The sequence below is a fragment of the Citrobacter sp. Ce129 genome (genome assembly GCF_030334545.1).
GTDB classification, from domain to species: Bacteria; Pseudomonadota; Gammaproteobacteria; order Enterobacterales; family Enterobacteriaceae; genus Citrobacter; species Citrobacter europaeus.
Window position 1 is genome coordinate 504196 of sequence record NZ_JAOWDS010000051.1, and the last position, 18780, is coordinate 522975.

The window sequence follows — 18780 nt, forward strand, 5'->3', positions numbered from 1 at the left end:
GCGCAAGACGCTAGTCAGCGTTGTGCCGCTCCAGGTAATTATAGCGGCACACCTGCGCGCTGGGCATTAATTACGATGGGTCAAAATCGAGTCGACCAGACCGTACTCTACCGCTTCAGAAGCGGAGAGGAAGCGATCGCGCTCGGTATCACGTTCAATCTGCTCAAGAGATTGACCCGTATGATGCGCCATAAGTTCGTTCATGCGCCCTTTTACCTTCAGGATTTCACGGGCATGAATTTCAATATCCGTTGCCTGGCCCTGGTAACCGCCCAGAGGCTGGTGGATCATGACGCGAGAGTTAGGCAGGCAAAAACGTTTACCTTTCGCCCCGGCAGTCAGCAGGAACGCGCCCATTGAGGCCGCCTGGCCCATACAAATGGTGCTGACGTCCGGCTTAATAAACTGCATGGTGTCATAGATAGACATCCCGGCAGTGATCACTCCACCAGGGGAGTTGATGTACAGGTAGATATCTTTTTCTGGGTTTTCTGCTTCCAGGAACAGCATCTGCGCCACGATCAGGTTAGCCATATGGTCTTCGACCTGGCCGGTCAGAAAAATGACGCGTTCCTTAAGTAGACGAGAATAGATATCAAAAGAGCGCTCACCACGTGAGGTCTGTTCAATGACCATCGGCACCAGCGCCATATGGGGTGCAAAGTTATCTCGTTCGCCGCTGTATGACATTTCCGTCTCCTGGATAAAATTTGAAAAAACCTGCTGTGCTGATTGTAACCTTATGGACGGATTATCAGCTAGTCCCTCAGTAATGGGTACGACATCGCCATAATTCAAGCATAACAATCTTTTGTTGTAACGCTAACACTGAAACGCTGTTTTCGCACTCTTCCCATGCAAAATGCGTGACAAAAAAAAACCCGCCACCAAAAGGTGACGGGCTTGCGTACGAAATTCGAGCTAAAAAAGCGACGAATTACGCCTGCTGGTTCATCAGCTCGTTGAAGGAAGTGGCTTTTTCAGTCACTTTCGCTTTCGCCAGAACGGCTTCAACAGCCTGCTCTTCCAGAGCGACGTTACGCATATTGTCCATCAGCTCTTTATTTTTGCTGTAGAACTCAACAACTTCTTTCGGATCTTCGTAAGCAGAAGCCATCTCTTCGATCAGGCCTTTAACGCGATCTTCATCAGCTTTCAGCTCGTTGGTGCGAATCACTTCGCCCAGCAGCAGACCGACAACTACGCGACGCTTAGCCTGTTCTTCGAACAGTTCACGCGGCAGTTCCAGAGCTTGTTTCTCGTTGCCGCCGAAACGCTGTGCAGCCTGACGACGCAGAACGTCGATTTCGCTGTCGATCAGAGCAGCCGGAACGTCGATGTCGTTAGCTTTTACCAGACCTTCGATCGCCTGAGACTTAACGCGGTTACGCACAGCGCCTTTCAGCTCGCGTTCCATGTTTTTGCGTACTTCAGCGCGCAGACCTGCTACGGAACCATCTTCAACGCCGAAACGTTTGATGAATTCTTCAGTCAGTTCCGGCAGCTCGCGTTCTTCAACTTTCTTCAGGTTGATAACGAACTTAGCGGCTTTACCTTTCAGGTTTTCAGCGTGGTACTCTTCTGGGAAAGTCACGTCGATAGTGAACTCTTCGCCAGCTTTGTGGCCTTTAACGCCTTCTTCAAAGCCCGGGATCATACGACCCTGGCCCATCGCCAGTACGAAGTCAGACGCTTTGCCGCCTTCGAACTCTTCGCCGTCTACAGAACCGGTGAAGTCGATGGTTACACGGTCTTCTGCATCTGCAGCGCCGTCTTTGTCTTTCCAGGTAGCCTGCTGCTTACGCAGGGTATCCAGCATCACGTCAACGTCAGCGTCGGTGACTTCAACAACCGGTTTTTCAACTTCGATTGCTTCCAGGCCAGTCAGCTCAACTTCCGGGTAAACTTCGAACTCTACCGCGTAAGTAAAATCTTCACCCAGTTTGTATTCGCCCGGAACGTAGTTCGGTGCGCCAGCCGGATTGATTTTTTCTTTGATGATCGCGTCAACGAAGTTGCGGCTCATCAGGTCACCCAGAACGTCCTGGCGAACAGATGCGCCATAACGCTGAGCAACAACATTCATCGGTACTTTTCCTTTGCGGAAACCGTCAATACGCACTTTCTTCGCTACGTTGACCAGCTCGCTTTTCACAGCGGTCTCGATGCTGTCAGCAGCGATAGTAATCGTTACACGGCGGCCAAGGCCTTGAGTGGTTTCAACTGAAACTTGCATCTTGTTACCTCAAAAAATCACAGTGCTCGGTCAACTCTTCTCCGCAAGCACAGGTTGTTGGCTTCGCGGAACTGGGATGTTCTCATAAGCAATCACATTCCCTGTCGTCAGAATCATCCCGAAGACATTCCGAAAAATAAGACGCGCATTATAGCGGCATCACTTTTATGAGTCGAGAACGGTTATCGCGCGTTGCTGCGGCTTTTTTCACAATTCCCGGCTAATTTTTGTCTGAATACTGTACGAGCGCCCCAGAATTCAGACAAAACAAAACGGCCCGCAGGCCGTTTTCACATAATCTGTAGCAACATACTGGAAAAGCGTCGGTTGTTGCAAATCCGTTTTTACGCGATGCTTCCCGCCCCACGACACGGAGGCGATGCAAAAATCGTATCCTGCAACGCTTCCCACTCCTTAATGGTATAGGTATGCAGGGCAAGCGCATGAACGGTTGTGGAAAGCTCCGCCGTTAATGTGCTGTAAATCATCCGATGACGATTAAGAAAACGTTCACCTGTAAAGCGATCGCTAACCAGCACAACCTTAAAGTGGCTTTCAGAACCAGCCGGGACATTGTGACGATAGCTTTCATCCACAACTTCGAGGAATACGGGTTCGAACGCTGCCCTTAATTTTTCTTCTATTTGCTCACGAATCATCATGAAATTTTTCCTCCGACAACGCTGAGATGTCACCCATCCCTTTAAATACTAGCCGCTTTTACCGTTTTCATTACACCTTAGCAACAAAAAATTAGCCCTTGTCTGATTTTCTCAGCCAAACGGATGAAGTTCACTGAATCTACCCTTCGATTTATTGCAAAAAATCCGTTTATGGTCTCCACAAAGTCATAAAACGGACAACACAATGAATTTACATGCGTTACCCACTTCCCCTCATCGTTGGCGATGTTATGATGGCGGGAATTTTCTCCAACCATACAATTTAGATTCGCTGAGAGCCCTGGCATGTTAAAAAAAATCCTCGTCCCGTTTGTCGCGCTGTTTATGTTAGCTGGATGCGCAACGCCGCCGACCACTATTGAAGTTTCCCCAAAAATCACTCTGCCGCAGCAGGACCCAAGCCTGATGGGTGTGACCGTTAGCATCAACGGTGCCGACCAGCGTCAGGATCAGGCGCTGGCAAAAGTCACCCGTGACAACCAGTTGGTTACCCTGACCGCGTCTCGCGATCTGCGTTTCCTGCTGCAAGAAGTACTGGAAAAACAGATGACCGCACGCGGTTATATGATTGGGCCAAACGGTGCAGTCAACCTGCAAATTATTGTTAGCCAACTGTATGCTGACGTGTCTCAGGGTAGCGTGCGTTACAACATCGCCACCAAGGCAGACATCGCCATCATCGCGACCGCCGCTAACGGCAACAAGATGACCAAAAACTACCGCGCAAGCTATTCTGTTGAAGGCGCACTGCAGGCCTCTAACAAAAATATCGCTGACGCCGTTAACAGCGTACTGACCGACACCATCGCTGATATGTCTCAGGACACCAGCGTTCACGATTTCATCAAGCAGAACGCTCGTTAATTTCTGCCCATATGGCCCGGCGCTCGTCGGGCCTATAGAAGCCCATGTCCAGTCATTACTTACGTATTTTTCAGCAACCACGTTCAGCTATCCTGCTCATACTGGGATTCGCCTCCGGTTTACCGCTCGCTCTGACCTCGGGTACGCTTCAGGCGTGGATGACGGTCGAGAATATCGATCTTAAAACCATTGGTTTCTTTTCTCTGGTCGGCCAGGCCTACGTGTTTAAGTTCCTCTGGTCCCCGCTAATGGACCGCTACACTCCGCCGTTTTTAGGTCGACGCCGGGGTTGGCTGCTGGCAACCCAGGTACTGTTACTGATTTCTATCGCCGCGATGGGTTTTCTGGAACCTGGTACGCAGCTGCGCTGGATGGCCGCGCTTGCGGTGGTGATCGCGTTTTGCTCAGCATCGCAGGACATCGTCTTTGATGCCTGGAAAACCGACGTGTTGCCCGCCGAAGAACGCGGCACCGGTGCGGCTATCAGCGTGCTGGGCTATCGCTTAGGGATGCTGGTTTCCGGTGGGCTGGCCCTGTGGATGGCCGATCGCTGGCTGGGCTGGCAGGGCATGTACTGGCTGATGGCAGCACTACTGATACCTTGTATCATCGCTACTCTGTTAGCGCCCGAACCAACTGATGCCATTCCGGTGCCCAAAACGCTGGAGCAGGCGGTAGTCGCCCCGCTGCGCGACTTCTTTGGTCGTAACAACGCCTGGCTGATCCTGCTGCTGATTGTGCTGTATAAGCTTGGGGATGCTTTCGCCATGAGCCTGACCACCACCTTTTTAATCCGCGGCGTTGGGTTTGATGCGGGTGAAGTTGGCGTGGTGAATAAAACGCTCGGTCTGCTGGCCACCATCGTTGGCGCGCTGTACGGCGGGATCCTGATGCAGCGCCTTTCGCTGTTTCGCGCCTTGCTGATTTTCGGCATCCTGCAGGGGGCGTCGAATGCGGGTTATTGGTTACTGTCCATCACTGACAAACACATGTTCAGTATGGCGGCCGCCGTCTTCTTTGAAAACCTGTGCGGTGGAATGGGCACGGCAGCGTTTGTCGCCTTATTAATGACGCTGTGCAATAAGTCCTTCTCAGCGACCCAGTTCGCCCTGCTCTCCGCGCTTTCAGCCGTTGGTCGCGTTTACGTTGGCCCGGTAGCGGGTTGGTTTGTCGAAGCGCACGGTTGGCCAACGTTTTATTTGTTCTCCGTGTTTGCCGCGATCCCCGGCCTCATACTGCTGCTGGTTTGTCGTCAGACGCTGGAGCATAGCTGGAAAAATGAAAGCTTTATTCCACGCACGGAATTTCGTGGGGCGTACAGCCTGGCATTAATGACGTTGGTAGCGGGCTGCTGCTTACTGCTGGTTTGGCTACTGCTGTTAACTATGAACGCGCTGGATTACACCAGCTTCTCCTTCCTGCCGGAACTGCTTGAAGTCTCAGTGGTGGTCGCGGTCTGTGGAGTCGTTTTTGGTGGATTGCTGGATTATCTGGCACTGCGCAAAACCCGTCTGGCGTAACAATCCGCATTAATATCGCCGTTGTAATCACCTTGCGTAATTATAACGGCTAAATAAACAACAATCGCTAAAAATATAATTTGTTATTTTGTGCGCCAAAGAATTTGGAAATTATTGACGCCTTTTATATATACTATTTTCCTTACTCGATTCAGCCACTACAGATTTATTTTTTGTTCTTTAATTGTCTTTTTATTGATAATCAATTGTTAAACAATTGTTTTATTTTCGTATTGGTTATACCAATTGCCCTCAGCAAGTCCCTCGCCTGCCCGCTTTCGTTATAACGTGATGTTGCAACAGGTTCTTAAAGCCAAAGCGACATATATTGCAACATATGTGACATGCGCGGCAGAACCCAGTAACACAGATCCAAGGATGTTTACAGTAATGTAACCTTCCCGTAAAATGACCTCACACTTTAAACGCCACCCGGTCCCGTGGAATTGAGGTCGTTAAATGAGACTCAGGAAATACAATAAAAGTTTGGGATGGTTGTCATTAATTGCAGGCACTGCGTTACTCAGTGGCTGTAATTCTGCGCTGCTTGACCCTAAAGGACAGATTGGACTGGAACAACGTTCATTGATACTGACGGCATTTGGCCTGATGTTGATTGTCGTTATTCCCGCCATCTTGATGGCTGTTGGTTTTGCCTGGAAGTATCGTGCAAGCAATAAAGATGCGAAGTACAGCCCGAACTGGTCACACTCCAATAAAGTGGAAGCTGTGGTCTGGACGGTGCCGATCTTAATCATCATTTTCCTTGCCGTACTGACCTGGAAAACCACTCACGCTCTTGAGCCAAGCAAACCGCTGGCGCATGACGAGAAGCCCATTACCATCGAAGTGGTTTCCATGGACTGGAAATGGTTCTTCATCTATCCGGAACAGGGTATCGCTACCGTGAATGAAATCGCCTTCCCGGCGAATACTCCGGTTGAGTTCAAAGTGACATCTAACTCCGTGATGAACTCCTTCTTTATCCCGCGTCTGGGTAGCCAGATTTATGCCATGGCCGGTATGCAGACTCGACTGCATCTGATCGCCAACGAAGCCGGTACTTATGATGGTATCTCCGCAAGCTATAGCGGACCTGGCTTCTCCGGTATGAAGTTCAAGGCTATCGCAACAAAGGACCGCGCCGAATTCGACCAATGGGTTGCTAAAGCTAAACAGTCCACGAACACCATGAGCGACATGGCAGCGTTCGAGAAAGTGGCTGTGCCAAGTGAATACAACCAGGTGGAATACTTCTCCAACGTGAAACCCGATTTGTTTAAAGACGTTATTAACAAATTTATGGCTCACGGTAAGAGCATGGACATGACCCAACCCGAAGGTGAGCACAGCGCACACGAAGGAATGGAAGGCATGGACATGAGCCACGCGGAATCCGCTCACTAAGGGGCCGAGGAAGAATACGATGTTCGGAAAATTGACGCTGGATGCAGTGCCGTTCCATGAACCTATTGTCATGGTTACGATCGCTGCAATAATCATCGGTGGTGCGGCCTTACTGGGCCTAATCACTTACTTCGGTAAGTGGACCTATCTATGGAAAGAGTGGCTGACTTCTGTTGACCACAAACGCCTTGGCATCATGTATGTCATCGTTGCAATCGTCATGTTGATTCGTGGCTTTGCCGACGCCATCATGATGCGTAGCCAGCAAGCGCTGGCTTCTGCAGGTGAAGCGGGCTTCCTGCCACCTCACCACTACGATCAGATCTTCACGGCTCACGGCGTGATTATGATCTTCTTCGTGGCAATGCCATTTGTTATCGGTCTGATGAACCTGGTGGTTCCGCTGCAGATCGGCGCTCGTGACGTTGCGTTCCCATTCCTGAACAACCTGAGCTTCTGGTTCACCGTTGTCGGCGTAATCCTGGTTAACCTGTCTCTGGGCGTGGGAGAGTTCGCACAGACCGGTTGGCTGGCGTACCCGCCGCTCTCGGGAATAGAGTACAGTCCAAGCGTCGGGGTCGATTATTGGATATGGGCAGTTCAGTTGTCAGGTATTGGTACCACTCTGACCGGTATCAACTTCTTTGTGACCATCATTAAGATGCGTGCGCCAGGAATGACCATGTTCAAGATGCCGGTATTTAGCTGGGCATCTCTGTGTGCGAACATCCTGATTATCGCTTCTTTCCCAATCCTGACGGTTACCGTCGCGTTGCTGACCCTGGATCGCTATCTGGGTACCCATTTCTTTACCAACGATATGGGCGGCAACATGATGATGTACATCAACCTGATTTGGGCCTGGGGCCATCCGGAAGTGTACATTCTGGTTCTGCCGGTGTTCGGTGTATTCTCCGAAATCGCTGCAACCTTCTCGCGTAAACGTCTGTTTGGCTACACCTCACTGGTGTGGGCAACCGTGTGTATCACCGTTCTGTCGTTCGTTGTTTGGCTGCACCACTTCTTCACCATGGGTGCGGGCGCTAACGTAAACGCCTTCTTCGGTATTACCACCATGATTATCGCTATCCCAACCGGGGTGAAGATTTTCAACTGGCTGTTCACCATGTATCAGGGCCGTATCGTATTCCACTCAGCGATGCTGTGGACGATTGGCTTTATCGTCACCTTCTCAGTCGGCGGCATGACCGGCGTACTGCTGGCGGTGCCGGGTGCGGACTTCGTACTGCACAACAGTCTGTTCCTGATTGCGCACTTCCATAACGTTATCATCGGCGGCGTTGTATTTGGATGCTTCGCTGGTATGACCTACTGGTGGCCAAAAGCGTTTGGCTTCACGCTGAACGAAACCTGGGGTAAACGCGCATTCTGGTTCTGGATCATCGGCTTCTTCGTGGCATTTATGCCGCTGTACGTGCTGGGCTTCATGGGTATGACCCGTCGCCTCAGCCAGCAGATTGACCCGCAGTTCCATCCGATGCTGGTCGTTGCCGCCTGCGGTGCCGCGCTGATTGCACTGGGTATCCTGTGCCAGTTGATTCAGATTTACGTGTCTATTCGCGACCGCGAGCAGAACCGTGACCTGACCGGTGACCCATGGGGTGGTCGTACGCTGGAGTGGGCAACGTCTTCCCCGCCTCCGTTCTATAACTTTGCCATTGTGCCGCACGTTCACGAGCGTGATGCCTTCTGGGAAATGAAAGAAAAAGGTGAAGCGTACAAACAGCCTGCGCACTATGAAGAAATTCATATGCCGAAGAACAGCGGTGCCGGTATCGTCATTACCGCCTTCGCAACACTGTTTGGTTTCGCCATGATCTGGCATATCTGGTGGCTGGCGATTGCAAGCTTCGCAGGCATGATCATCAGCTGGATTGTGAAAAGCTTTGATGAAGACGTGGATTACTACGTGCCGGTCCCGGAAGTCGAAAAACTGGAAAATCAGCATTTCGATGAGATTACTAAGGCAGGGCTGAAAAATGGCAACTGATACTTTAACGCACGCGACTGCCCACGCGCACGAACACGGGCACCACGATGCAGGCCAGACCAAGATCTTCGGATTCTGGATCTACCTGATGAGCGACTGCATTCTGTTCTCTATTCTGTTTGCAACCTATGCCGTTCTGGTGAACGGCACCGCAGGTGGCCCAACAGGTAAGGACATTTTTGAACTGCCGTTCGTTCTGGTTGAAACATTCCTGCTGTTATTCAGCTCCATTACTTACGGCATGGCAGCGATTGCCATGTACAAGAACAACAAGAGCCAGGTTATCTCCTGGCTGGCGTTGACCTTCTTGTTCGGTGCCGGATTCATCGGGATGGAACTCTATGAATTCCATCACCTGATTGTTAACGGTATGGGCCCGGATCGCAGCGGCTTCCTGTCTGCGTTCTTCGCGCTGGTCGGCACGCACGGCCTGCACGTTACCTCCGGTCTTATCTGGATGGCGGTGCTGATGGTGCAAGTTGCTCGTCGCGGCCTGACCAGTACTAACCGCACCCGCATCATGTGTCTGAGTCTGTTCTGGCACTTCCTTGATGTGGTGTGGATCTGTGTGTTCACTGTTGTTTATCTGATGGGGGCGATGTAATGAGTCATTCTAACGAGAGCGGCGGCGCATCCCATGGCAGCGTAAAAACCTACATGACAGGTTTTATCCTGTCGGTAATCCTGACGGTCATTCCGTTCTGGATGGTCATGACGGGTGCTGCCTCTCCGGCCGTCATTCTGGGAACTATTCTGGCAATGGCAGTGGTACAGATTCTGGTGCACCTGGTGTGCTTCCTGCACATGAATAGCAAATCTGATGAAGGTTGGAACATGACGGCCTTTGTCTTTACTGTGCTAATCATCGCCATCCTGGTTGTGGGCTCCATCTGGATTATGTGGAACCTTAACTACAACATGATGATGCACTAAGAGCGGCGATTATGATGTTTAAGCAATACCTGCAAGTAACGAAACCAGGCATCATCTTTGGCAACCTGATCTCGGTGATTGGGGGGTTCCTGCTGGCCTCGAAAGGCAGCATCGACTATCCCCTGTTTATCTACACGCTGATTGGGGTGTCACTGGTTGTGGCGTCGGGTTGTGTATTTAACAACTACATCGACAGGGATATCGACAGGAAGATGGAGAGGACCAAAAACCGCGTGCTGGTTAAAGGTCTGATTTCCCCTGCGGTCTCGCTGGTATACGCCACCCTGCTGGGTATTGCTGGCTTTATGCTGCTGTGGTTTGGCGCGAACCCTCTGGCCTGCTGGCTGGGGGTAATGGGCTTCGTGGTCTATGTGGGCGTCTATAGCCTGTATATGAAGCGCCATTCCGTTTACGGTACGCTGATTGGCTCACTCTCCGGCGCAGCGCCGCCGGTGATTGGCTACTGCGCCGTAACCGGTGTGTTCGATAGCGGTGCGCTGATTCTGCTGGCTATTTTCAGCCTGTGGCAGATGCCGCACTCTTACGCGATTGCGATTTTCCGCTTCAAGGATTATCAGGCTGCCAACATCCCGGTACTGCCGGTGGTGAAAGGTATTTCGGTCGCGAAAAACCATATCACGCTGTACATCGTAGCATTTGCTATCGCCACGTTAATGCTAACCCTGGGCGGCTATGCTGGTTATAAATACCTGATTGTTGCTGCGGCGGTGAGCGTCTGGTGGTTGGGCATGGCGCTGCGCGGATATAAAGTGGAAGATGACAGAGTCTGGGCGCGCAAGCTGTTCGGTTTCTCCATCATCGCCATTACCGCGCTTTCCGTGATGATGTCAGTCGACTTTATGGTGCCAAACTCGCAGAACCTGCTGACTTACGTCTGGTAAGAATCTGCAGATACGAAAAGGGTGCTCTGGCACCCTCTTTATTTACTACGTTATTTTGAGAGCGTCAGGTCTCGTCTTTTTGTTCTTCAGGCCAGCTCTCAAACAACCATTTCCCCGCTTCAGCCGACTCAGCAAACATCCTTACGGTTAACGGTATGCGTGTTGCTTCCACTTCTTCCCGGTTAGCTTTGAACCATCTCGTGAATAGTGGCAGATTGTGCCATGGATAATAAGGTTTCCAGTTCACACATGATAAATCAACTTTGAACTCTTTCTCATATCGATCCAGAGCGCTGTGGAGATCATCTCCGGGGACATCAAACAATTCTGAGTCGAGTTCTAAAGAAACCTCCTTCCATTTTTCATCCAAATACCCAGGTATTTCTTCCCTGAAAAGTTTTAACACATCGTCCTGAATACTCACTAGAATGATGTCCACTGAATACAGTCATCAGCTTGAAACAATTGGTTATATTTATCGCGAAATACCATTTCCTTTTCCCTGTTTCCATTAGTAATAACCACAAAAAGACTACACCCGTAATTATCACAAGTAAATTAGTTGCGTTGGTAATTATTTCAATTATCCCACTACACAATTCCACATATCGTAGAGGTTTACCCCACCCCTTCCCCGCTTTACACTAGGCGCGAAATTAATACAGAGGTGGGAATGAACGATTACAAAATGACGCCCGGTGAGTTGCGCGCCACCTGGGGTTTAGGGACCGTATTTTCGTTGCGCATGCTTGGCATGTTTATGGTCCTGCCGGTTCTGACCACGTACGGTATGGCGCTACAGGGTGCCAGCGAAGCCTTGATCGGACTCGCTATCGGTATTTATGGCCTGGCGCAAGCCGTTTTCCAAATCCCCTTTGGTCTGCTCTCTGACCGCATCGGGCGTAAGCCGCTTATTGTCGGCGGACTGGCGGTATTCGTTCTCGGCAGCATAATTGCCGCCCTCTCCGATTCAATCTGGGGCATTATTCTTGGTCGTGCCCTACAAGGTTCTGGCGCGATTGCTGCTGCCGTAATGGCGCTGCTGTCCGACTTAACCCGTGAGCAAAACCGAACGAAAGCGATGGCGTTTATCGGCGTCAGCTTTGGTATCACTTTCGCCATTGCGATGGTGCTGGGGCCGATCGTTACCCATGCGCTGGGGCTAAACGCGCTGTTCTGGATGATTGCCGCTCTTGCTACCACGGGTATCGTGCTAACCATTTGGGTCGTTCCCAACAGTACCAACCACGTGCTGAACCGCGAGTCGGGCATGGTAAAAGGCAGCTTCAGCAAAGTGCTGGCGGAACCTAAACTGCTGAAGCTCAACTTCGGCATCATGTGTCTGCACATTTTGCTGATGTCTACCTTCGTCGCCTTACCGGGCCAACTGGCGAAAGCAGGCTTCCCCGCCGCTGAACACTGGAAAATTTATCTGGTGACGATGCTGCTGTCCTTTGTTTCCGTGGTGCCGTTCATCATTTACGCCGAAGTGAAGCGCCGGATGAAACGCGTGTTCCTCGCCTGCGTGTTACTGATTCTTATTGCAGAGATTGTATTGTGGAGCGCTAACATTCGTTTCTGGGGGCTGATTGCGGGCGTTCAGATATTCTTCCTCGCCTTCAACCTGATGGAAGCCCTCCTCCCCTCGCTTATCAGTAAAGAATCTCCGGCTGGCTATAAAGGCACGGCGATGGGCGTTTACTCCACCAGCCAGTTCATCGGCGTGGCGATTGGCGGTTCGCTCGGCGGTTGGGTAGTCGAAATGTTTGATGGTCAGACGGTATTCCTGGCTGGTGCGCTTCTGGCGGCAGTGTGGTTATTGGTGGCAAGTACAATGAAAGAGCCGCCGTATGTCAGCAGCCTGCGGGTGGAAATCCCACCTGAAATTGCTGCGGATGACACCCTGAAGCAGCGTCTGCTGGCTAAAGAAGGGATAAGCGAAGTGTTAATTGTCGCGAAAGAGCACTCGGCCTACGTGAAAATCGACAGCAAAGTGACGAATCGATTTGAGGTTGAGCAGGCCATCAGCCAGGCGTGAAGATTGCCGGATGGCGGCTATCACCTTATCCGGCCTACCAATAGCGTGTGCTACCTGTAGGCCTGATAAGCGTAGCGCCATCAGGCATTACGACTTAATCGCGGAAGTTCTTAAACTGGAATGGCTGGCCGAGATCGCCACCGCGAACCAGCGCCATAACGGATTGCAGATCGTCACGCGCCTTACCGGTCACACGAATTTCTTCGCCCTGAATCTGCGCCTGCACCTTCAGTTTGCTGTCTTTAATCAGCTTAACGATTTTCTTTTGCACCGCGCTTTCAATGCCCTGCTTCAGCTTAGCTTCCACAAACCAGGTTTTACCGCTGTGCACGAAGGTTTCTGGTACGTCCAGCGACGTGCCTTCAATACCGCGCTTCAACAGCTTGGCACGTAAAATATCCAGCAACTGGTTGACCTGAAAATCAGACTCGCTCAGCACCTTAATCGTCTTATTTGACTCATTCAGCTCAAAAGTCGCTTCAACGCCACGAAAATCAAAGCGTGATTCCACTTCACGGCTGGCGTTATCTACCGCGTTACGGGCTTCCTGAAGATCAACTTCAGAAACAATATCGAAAGATGGCATCTTTTCCTCTCCCTTCATTTTTGATGCGAAGCATAATACCTGCAAAGTTACACAACAGACAGCGCTATACTAGGCTGTATCCTTTAATTGTACGTGGTACTGACACCTGCGAACAATAATGGGGTACGGCCGATATGGATTAACACCTGGTGCTGTTGCAGGTGAGGAGGAAGAATGAAAATTACCGTACTGGGATGTGGAGCGTTAGGGCAGCTTTGGCTAACCGCGCTGTGCAAACATGGACATGAAGTTCAGGGGTGGCTACGCGTACCGCAACCCTATTGCAGCGTTAACCTGATCGACACGGATGGGTCAGTTTTTAATGAATCCCTGACGGCAAACGACCCCGATTTTTTGGCGAAAAGCGACCTGCTGCTGGTCACCCTGAAAGCCTGGCAGGTTTCTGATGCGGTAAAAGGCCTGGCCGCAATACTGCCTGAAACCACTCCCATTCTGCTGATTCACAACGGTATGGGGACGATTGAAGAACTGCATAACATTAAGCAACCTCTGCTGATGGGTACCACCACCCACGCGGCACGCCGTGACGGGAACGTCATCATTCATGTCGCTCAGGGTACTACAAGGATTGGTCCGGCGCGTGAACAAGACGGTGATTTCAGCTATCTGGCTGAAGTCCTGCAAGAAGTGCTGCCGGACGTCGCCTGGCACAACACTATCCGCGCCGAGCTATGGCGCAAGCTGGCAGTAAACTGCGTTATTAATCCGCTGACCGCATTATGGGATTGCCCAAACGGCGAGTTACGCCATCATCCAGAAAAAATAGCACTCATCTGCGAGGAAGTAGCAGCGGTCATTGAACGCGAAGGCCACCACACATCAGCGGATGATTTACGCTATTATGTCGAGCAAGTAATTGACAGTACTGCGGAAAATATCTCATCGATGCTGCAAGACATTCGTGCGCTGCGCCATACTGAGATCGATTACATTACCGGCTATTTGTTAAAACGCGCCCGCGCGCACGGCATCGCCGTCCCGGAAAATGCCCGCCTGTTTGAAATGGTTAAGAGAAAGGAAAGTGAGTATGAGCGCTCAAGCACTGGTATGTCTCGCCCCTGGTAGTGAAGAAACCGAAGCGGTCACCACTATCGATCTGCTGGTTCGCGGCGGGATTAAGGTCACGACCGCAAGCGTCGCCAGCGATGGCGGCCTGGCTATTGTGTGTTCACGCGGAGTGAAGCTGCTGGCGGATGCGCCATTAGTGGAAGTTGCTGACGGCGATTTCGATATCATCGTGCTGCCGGGCGGAATTAAAGGCGCCGAGTGTTTTCGCGACAGCCCTCTGCTGGTCGAAACCGTGAAACAGTTTCATCGCTCCGGGCGCATTGTCGCAGCAATTTGCGCCGCTGCCGCCACCGTCCTCGTCCCACACGATATTTTCCCCATCGGAAATATGACGGGCTTCCCGGCGCTGAAAGACAAGATCCCCGCTGACCAGTGGCAGGACAAGCGCGTCGTATGGGATCCGCGCGTTAATCTGTTAACCAGCCAGGGACCGGGAACCTCAATCGATTTCGGTTTAAAAATCATTGATCTGCTGGTGAGTCGCGAAAAAGCTCACGAGGTGGCGTCACAGCTGGTGATGGCCGCGGGAATTTATAACTACTACGAGTAAACTTTCAGGCCACTCACATACAAGGAATTATAATGAAAGGATATCTGAGCACAGTGGCTTTACTGCTCTTTTCTGGTTACGCCTGTGCAACACAGCTTGAAATAAAAAACCTTGAGTATCGCTATCCCGCAAGCACTGAGATGCAGTATCGCGTGCCGTGGTTTACTTCAAAGGAAAGCCCACAGGTTGCAAAACGCATTAACGATTATATTTTCGCCAGCTTTATCAATCAGCTACCGGGAAATAATCCGCAAACGACAGTGAATCAGTTTGCAAATTCAGAGATGAACCCTACCGCAAACCTTGACTACACGATTGAGTATCGCGATGCCAATGTCCTGACCCTGAATATGTTTGTCGAAGGCTGCGGAGCGTATTGCGAGTCATACAATGTGCCGATCAGCTTCGATTTGGCCAGCGGCGCGGCAATTACCCTTAACGATCTTTTTTCCCGCTCCACGATGGCCGAATTAAACACCCGCATCAGAAAAGATATCCGCAGCCAAATTGATACCTTTGTTACGGCACAGAAGGACGGTGGAGATCCTGGCTATGCCGAATTCTACGCCTCATGCGCAACCTACATTGACGGGTTGTACTACATCGACAGATTCTCCCTGCAAAAAGATCATCTGGCTTTCCTGAACGGACGCTGTAGCAACCATGCCAACCGCGCGGGTGACGAGCTGGGCGATTTCACCACGAAAGTCCCTACCGGTGAACTACATAAACAGTTCACGCCATACGGCCAGTATCTGACTGGTGCAAAGAGTACAACACCGGTTGAGCCCACTCCCGGCATTGACGGCAAGGTCATGTACGGCACGTTGGGAAAAAGCATGCGTATTGTGCTGAAGGTGGACTGCAAATACGGTGATTTTTTTGAAGGGGCTTACTTTTACCAGAAATTTGGCGCACCGATTGAATTAACCGGTAAGTGCGACACAGCCGACAATCGACATTATGAACTGAAGACGTCTGCCGCTGAACAATCGGAAGAGAAGATAACGCTGGAGTTAAAAGACGGTGTCTATCAGGGCGTCTGGGAATCGAACGGAAAGACACTACCCGTGCGTTTTGAATAATATCGTTATATTGCCGGATGGCGGCGTAACCGCCTTATCCGGCTTACAACACGGTGTTTAGTCAATTACGGGCGGTACACCTTCACGTTTTCAAAGCCCTGCTCGCGCAGATAAAGCGCCTGCAGGCGGCTCATCACCCCGCGTTCACACCACAGCAGCCAGGTTTTACTCTGGTCCAAATCGCCGAATTTAGTGCTCAGTTTGTAGAATGGCAGAGAAACGACGTCCACACCGTCAACTTTCAGCGGTTTGTCATCCTGTTCATCCACCGAACGGATATCCAGAATCACATCGTTCGGGCCGAAGCCGCTCACGGTTTCAACTTCCACCACGGTCTGCTGTGTCTGCTGAGCGATATCGCGAATATCGATATTGTTGGCTTCTTCAACCACCTTATCGAGGATAGAGAAATCGAAGTTTTCTTCTTCAGCCTCAATCTTCGCTTTAACCGCTTTCACCGTCGGGCTTTTTGAAATCACACCACAGTATTCCGGCATGGTACGGGCAAAGTCCTCGGTACCAATTTCACGCGCCAGATTGATGATGTGCTCTTTATCATGGGAGATAAGCGGGCGCAGGATCAGGGTGTCAGATACGTTATCGATCAGGCGCAGGTTGGTCAGCGTCTGGCTGGACACCTGACCCAGTGCTTCACCGGTGACCAACGCCTGTACGCCGTAGCGCTCAGCGACTTTCGACGCCGCGCGTACCATCATGCGTTTGAGGACCACGCCCATCTGGCCGTCGTCGACTTTCTCCAGGATCTCGCCAACCACCGGCTCAAAGTTGATTGCAACAAAACGCACGCGATGCGAGCTGCCAAAGCGATTCCACAGATAATGCGCCACCTGGCGAACGCCGATTTCATGCGCTGCGCCGCCGAGGTTGAAGAAGCAATAGTGTACGCGGCAGCCGCGACGCATCAGCATGTAGCTGGACACACCGGAGTCGAAACCACCGGAGATCAGCGACAGTACGTCTTCCTGCGTACCAATCGGGAAACCGCCAATACCTTCATAGCGGCCTTTAACCAGCAGCAGACGGTCGTTTTCGATTTCAAGATTAACCGTCACGTCCGGCTTCGTCAGCTTCACTCGTGCGGATTCAATATGCTGGTTCAGTCCACCGCCAACATAGCGTTCCACCTCAATGGAGCTAAACTCATGCTTACCGCGACGCTTAACGCGTACGCAGAAGGTTTTACCTTCCAGTTGATCGCGATACTGCACCAGCGCTTTCTCGAAAATATCGTGCATGTCGGTAAACGGCACGTCTTCTACTTCGAGAATATGGTGGATCCCCGGAATACGGGTCAACGCGTCGCGTATATCCAGGCGCTGGCTTTCATCTTTAGCGCGAACCTCAACGTGATCCCAGTGACGGACAACGGCAAGGTCTTCATCATAATGCTTTAAAACGTTACGAATGTTCCCTGTCAGAATTTTTATAAAGCGCAAACGCACAGATTGGCTTTTGATGGTGATTTCTGGGAACAATTTAATGATAAACTTCATGGCGGCAATGGTTCTTTGGCAAGTCTGAACGACTTGTAATGGAAAAAAATACAGCAGCCCATACCCTGCGGCTGCATCCAGGCGCGCAAGTATACCACTATCATGGTCATCCTGTGCACATCGCCTTACCATTGCGCGTTATTTGCTTATCAGTACGAGTCCGTTACCATAGTCTTGTGCTGCCAATACAGAGAGTCAGACATTCATTATGCCGAAGAAAAATGAAGCGCCAGCCAGTTTTGAAACAGCGCTGAGCGAGCTGGAACAGATTGTTACCCGCCTGGAAAGCGGCGACCTGCCGCTGGAAGAAGCGCTGAACGAATTCGAACGTGGCGTACAGTTGGCGCGTCAGGGACAGGTTAAATTGCAACAGGCTGAACAGCGCGTACAAATCCTGCTGTCAGATACTGAAGACGCCGCCCTTACGCCTTTCACACCGGATAATGAGTAAATGGATTTTACGCAGCAGCTACAGGCATGCGTTGAGCAGGCCAACCAGGCACTGAGCCGTTTTATTGCGCCATTGCCCTTTCAGAACACTCCCGTGGTCGAAACCATGCAATATGGCGCATTATTAGGCGGTAAGCGTCTGCGCCCGTTCCTGGTGTATGCGACCGGTCAGATGTTTGGCGTCAGCCTGAGTACGCTTGATGCTCCCGCTGCCGCCGTCGAGTGCATTCATGCCTATTCGCTAATGCATGATGATTTACCCGCGATGGACGACGATGACCTGCGCCGCGGTCTGCCGACCTGCCACGTAAAATTTGGCGAGGCAAACGCGATCCTGGCCGGAGATGCGCTGCAAACGCTGGCGTTCTCTATTATCAGCGACGCCCCGATGCCGGAAGTGTCCGATCGTGACCGCATCGCGATGATCTCTGAACTGGCCCGGGCCAGCGGTATCGCCGGTATGTGCGGCGGTCAGGCGCTGGATCTGGAAGCTGAAGGTCATCAGGTTGAGCTGGATGCGCTGGAGCGTATTCACCGCCATAAAACCGGGGCACTGATTCGCGCCGCCGTACGTCTGGGAGCATTAAGCGCTGGCGATAAAGGGCGAGAATGCCTGGCAATACTCGACAAATACGCAGAAAGCATCGGTCTGGCCTTCCAGGTTCAGGATGACATCCTGGATGTGGTAGGCGATACTGCAACATTGGGTAAACGTCAGGGTGCTGACCAGCAGCTTGGCAAAAGTACCTATCCTGCACTTCTGGGTCTTGAGCAAGCCCAGAACAAAGCCCGGGATTTAATTGAGGATGCCCGCGAGTCGCTAAGTTTGCTGGCCGCACAGTCACTCGATACCTCGGCACTGGAAGCGCTAGCGGACTATATAATCCAGCGTGATAAATAAACCAACATATC

The 18780-nt window shown here is 51.4% G+C and carries 19 protein-coding genes; 13 read left to right on the forward strand and 6 right to left on the reverse strand.

All coding sequences use genetic code 11. The features are described from left to right. Nucleotides 1-66: 66 nt before the first annotated feature. The 3 genes from clpP to bolA form a co-directional block, all read right to left on the reverse strand. Nucleotides 67-690 (reverse strand): ATP-dependent Clp endopeptidase proteolytic subunit ClpP, encoded by a 624-nt coding sequence (clpP, locus tag OGV77_RS04400; protein WP_003021624.1) that lies wholly within the window; start codon nt 688-690, stop codon nt 67-69. A gap of 247 nt (nt 691-937) precedes the next feature. Further along, nucleotides 938-2236, reverse strand: a complete 1299-nt coding sequence (tig, locus tag OGV77_RS04405; RefSeq protein WP_003021622.1) for a trigger factor — start codon at nt 2234-2236, stop codon at nt 938-940. 344 nt (nt 2237-2580) lie between these two features. Next, nucleotides 2581-2898 (reverse strand): transcriptional regulator BolA, encoded by a 318-nt coding sequence (gene bolA / locus OGV77_RS04410; protein ID WP_003021619.1) that lies wholly within the window; start codon nt 2896-2898, stop codon nt 2581-2583. A 306-nt stretch (nt 2899-3204) separates the two neighbouring features. Between bolA and OGV77_RS04415 the strand changes: the two genes are divergently transcribed. The 7 genes from OGV77_RS04415 to cyoE all read left to right on the forward strand — a co-directional run bounded on the left by OGV77_RS04415 (nt 3205) and on the right by cyoE (nt 10556). After that, the gene (locus OGV77_RS04415; protein WP_087051630.1) at nt 3205-3783 is read left to right on the forward strand and encodes a lipoprotein; all 579 of its coding nucleotides are present in this window, start codon (nt 3205-3207) and stop codon (nt 3781-3783) included. Between the two features lie 44 nt (nt 3784-3827). Then, the gene (ampG, locus tag OGV77_RS04420; RefSeq protein ID WP_087051631.1) at nt 3828-5303 is read left to right on the forward strand and encodes a muropeptide MFS transporter AmpG; all 1476 of its coding nucleotides are present in this window, start codon (nt 3828-3830) and stop codon (nt 5301-5303) included. Nucleotides 5304-5762: 459 nt separating this feature from the next. Continuing rightward, the gene (cyoA, locus tag OGV77_RS04425) at nt 5763-6710 is read left to right on the forward strand and encodes a cytochrome o ubiquinol oxidase subunit II (RefSeq protein WP_043015400.1); all 948 of its coding nucleotides are present in this window, start codon (nt 5763-5765) and stop codon (nt 6708-6710) included. A 19-nt stretch (nt 6711-6729) separates the two neighbouring features. After that, nucleotides 6730-8721, forward strand: coding sequence for a cytochrome o ubiquinol oxidase subunit I (gene cyoB / locus OGV77_RS04430; protein WP_043015399.1), 1992 nt, complete (start codon nt 6730-6732; stop codon nt 8719-8721). Further along, the gene (locus OGV77_RS04435) at nt 8711-9325 is read left to right on the forward strand and encodes a cytochrome o ubiquinol oxidase subunit III (RefSeq protein ID WP_003021608.1); all 615 of its coding nucleotides are present in this window, start codon (nt 8711-8713) and stop codon (nt 9323-9325) included. The genes cyoB and OGV77_RS04435 overlap by 11 nt, the downstream gene beginning before the upstream one ends. Continuing rightward, nucleotides 9325-9654, forward strand: a complete 330-nt coding sequence (locus OGV77_RS04440) for a cytochrome o ubiquinol oxidase subunit IV (RefSeq protein ID WP_043015398.1) — start codon at nt 9325-9327, stop codon at nt 9652-9654. The genes OGV77_RS04435 and OGV77_RS04440 overlap by 1 nt, the downstream gene beginning before the upstream one ends. Nucleotides 9655-9665: 11 nt before the next feature. Further along, nucleotides 9666-10556 carry a heme o synthase gene (cyoE, locus tag OGV77_RS04445; protein ID WP_087051632.1) on the forward strand — a complete coding sequence of 297 codons (891 nt, stop codon included), beginning with the start codon at nt 9666-9668 and terminating at the stop codon, nt 10554-10556. A 64-nt stretch (nt 10557-10620) separates the two neighbouring features. Here the strand turns inward: cyoE and OGV77_RS04450 are convergent, their stop codons facing one another. Next, a complete protein-coding gene (locus tag OGV77_RS04450; protein ID WP_170928041.1) occupies nt 10621-10995 on the reverse strand; it encodes a DUF1493 family protein in 375 nt (124 codons plus the stop codon). 234 nt (nt 10996-11229) lie between these two features. On the opposite strand from OGV77_RS04450, the gene OGV77_RS04455 reads away from it, so the two are divergent. Then, nucleotides 11230-12594 (forward strand): MFS transporter, encoded by a 1365-nt coding sequence (locus OGV77_RS04455; RefSeq protein WP_087051634.1) that lies wholly within the window; start codon nt 11230-11232, stop codon nt 12592-12594. Nucleotides 12595-12688: 94 nt separating this feature from the next. Here OGV77_RS04455 and OGV77_RS04460 read toward each other — a convergent pair whose 3' ends face one another. Next, complete coding sequence (locus tag OGV77_RS04460; protein WP_003831002.1) at nt 12689-13180, reverse strand: YajQ family cyclic di-GMP-binding protein; 492 nt, start codon at nt 13178-13180, stop codon at nt 12689-12691. A gap of 174 nt (nt 13181-13354) precedes the next feature. Here OGV77_RS04460 and panE point away from each other — a divergent pair, with 174 nt between their 5' ends. The 3 genes from panE to OGV77_RS04475 are packed head-to-tail and all read left to right on the forward strand — an operon-like array spanning nt 13355 to nt 15904. Beyond that, a complete protein-coding gene (gene panE, locus OGV77_RS04465) occupies nt 13355-14266 on the forward strand; it encodes a 2-dehydropantoate 2-reductase (protein ID WP_043015394.1) in 912 nt (303 codons plus the stop codon). Continuing rightward, a complete protein-coding gene (yajL, locus tag OGV77_RS04470; RefSeq protein WP_043015393.1) occupies nt 14229-14819 on the forward strand; it encodes a protein deglycase YajL in 591 nt (196 codons plus the stop codon). Before panE ends, yajL begins: the two co-directional genes overlap by 38 nt. Nucleotides 14820-14851: 32 nt before the next feature. Continuing rightward, on the forward strand, nt 14852-15904 hold the full coding sequence (locus OGV77_RS04475) for a hypothetical protein (protein ID WP_087051635.1): 1053 nt from the start codon (nt 14852-14854) through the stop codon (nt 15902-15904). A gap of 65 nt (nt 15905-15969) precedes the next feature. Here OGV77_RS04475 and thiI read toward each other — a convergent pair whose 3' ends face one another. After that, nucleotides 15970-17418: a tRNA uracil 4-sulfurtransferase ThiI gene (gene thiI / locus OGV77_RS04480; RefSeq protein ID WP_003021587.1), complete on the reverse strand. Its 1449-nt coding sequence runs from the start codon at nt 17416-17418 to the stop codon at nt 15970-15972. A 208-nt stretch (nt 17419-17626) separates the two neighbouring features. Between thiI and xseB the strand changes: the two genes are divergently transcribed. Together xseB and ispA are read left to right on the forward strand one after the other, a co-directional pair. Then, nucleotides 17627-17869, forward strand: a complete 243-nt coding sequence (xseB, locus tag OGV77_RS04485; protein ID WP_038638224.1) for an exodeoxyribonuclease VII small subunit — start codon at nt 17627-17629, stop codon at nt 17867-17869. Next, nucleotides 17870-18769, forward strand: a complete 900-nt coding sequence (gene ispA / locus OGV77_RS04490) for a (2E,6E)-farnesyl diphosphate synthase (protein ID WP_043015390.1) — start codon at nt 17870-17872, stop codon at nt 18767-18769. Nucleotides 18770-18780: the final 11 nt, after the last annotated feature.

What these genes read in the sequence shown, in the direction of transcription:
- OGV77_RS04415 (WP_087051630.1), top strand. Translation starts at nt 3,205, where the DNA reads ATGTTAAAAAAAATCCTCGTCCCGTTTGTCGCGCTGTTTATGTTAGCT.
- cyoB (WP_043015399.1), top strand. Translation starts at nt 6,730, where the DNA reads ATGTTCGGAAAATTGACGCTGGATGCAGTGCCGTTCCATGAACCTATT.
- xseB (WP_038638224.1), top strand. Translation starts at nt 17,627, where the DNA reads ATGCCGAAGAAAAATGAAGCGCCAGCCAGTTTTGAAACAGCGCTGAGC.
- ampG (WP_087051631.1), top strand. Translation starts at nt 3,828, where the DNA reads ATGTCCAGTCATTACTTACGTATTTTTCAGCAACCACGTTCAGCTATC.
- OGV77_RS04455 (WP_087051634.1), top strand. Translation starts at nt 11,230, where the DNA reads ATGAACGATTACAAAATGACGCCCGGTGAGTTGCGCGCCACCTGGGGT.
- tig (WP_003021622.1), bottom strand. Translation starts at nt 2,236, where the DNA reads ATGCAAGTTTCAGTTGAAACCACTCAAGGCCTTGGCCGCCGTGTAACG.
- OGV77_RS04440 (WP_043015398.1), top strand. Translation starts at nt 9,325, where the DNA reads ATGAGTCATTCTAACGAGAGCGGCGGCGCATCCCATGGCAGCGTAAAA.
- yajL (WP_043015393.1), top strand. Translation starts at nt 14,229, where the DNA reads ATGAGCGCTCAAGCACTGGTATGTCTCGCCCCTGGTAGTGAAGAAACC.
- cyoA (WP_043015400.1), top strand. Translation starts at nt 5,763, where the DNA reads ATGAGACTCAGGAAATACAATAAAAGTTTGGGATGGTTGTCATTAATT.
- OGV77_RS04435 (WP_003021608.1), top strand. Translation starts at nt 8,711, where the DNA reads ATGGCAACTGATACTTTAACGCACGCGACTGCCCACGCGCACGAACAC.
- thiI (WP_003021587.1), bottom strand. Translation starts at nt 17,418, where the DNA reads ATGAAGTTTATCATTAAATTGTTCCCAGAAATCACCATCAAAAGCCAA.
- bolA (WP_003021619.1), bottom strand. Translation starts at nt 2,898, where the DNA reads ATGATGATTCGTGAGCAAATAGAAGAAAAATTAAGGGCAGCGTTCGAA.
- OGV77_RS04460 (WP_003831002.1), bottom strand. Translation starts at nt 13,180, where the DNA reads ATGCCATCTTTCGATATTGTTTCTGAAGTTGATCTTCAGGAAGCCCGT.
- ispA (WP_043015390.1), top strand. Translation starts at nt 17,870, where the DNA reads ATGGATTTTACGCAGCAGCTACAGGCATGCGTTGAGCAGGCCAACCAG.
- clpP (WP_003021624.1), bottom strand. Translation starts at nt 690, where the DNA reads ATGTCATACAGCGGCGAACGAGATAACTTTGCACCCCATATGGCGCTG.
- cyoE (WP_087051632.1), top strand. Translation starts at nt 9,666, where the DNA reads ATGATGTTTAAGCAATACCTGCAAGTAACGAAACCAGGCATCATCTTT.
- panE (WP_043015394.1), top strand. Translation starts at nt 13,355, where the DNA reads ATGAAAATTACCGTACTGGGATGTGGAGCGTTAGGGCAGCTTTGGCTA.
- OGV77_RS04475 (WP_087051635.1), top strand. Translation starts at nt 14,852, where the DNA reads ATGAAAGGATATCTGAGCACAGTGGCTTTACTGCTCTTTTCTGGTTAC.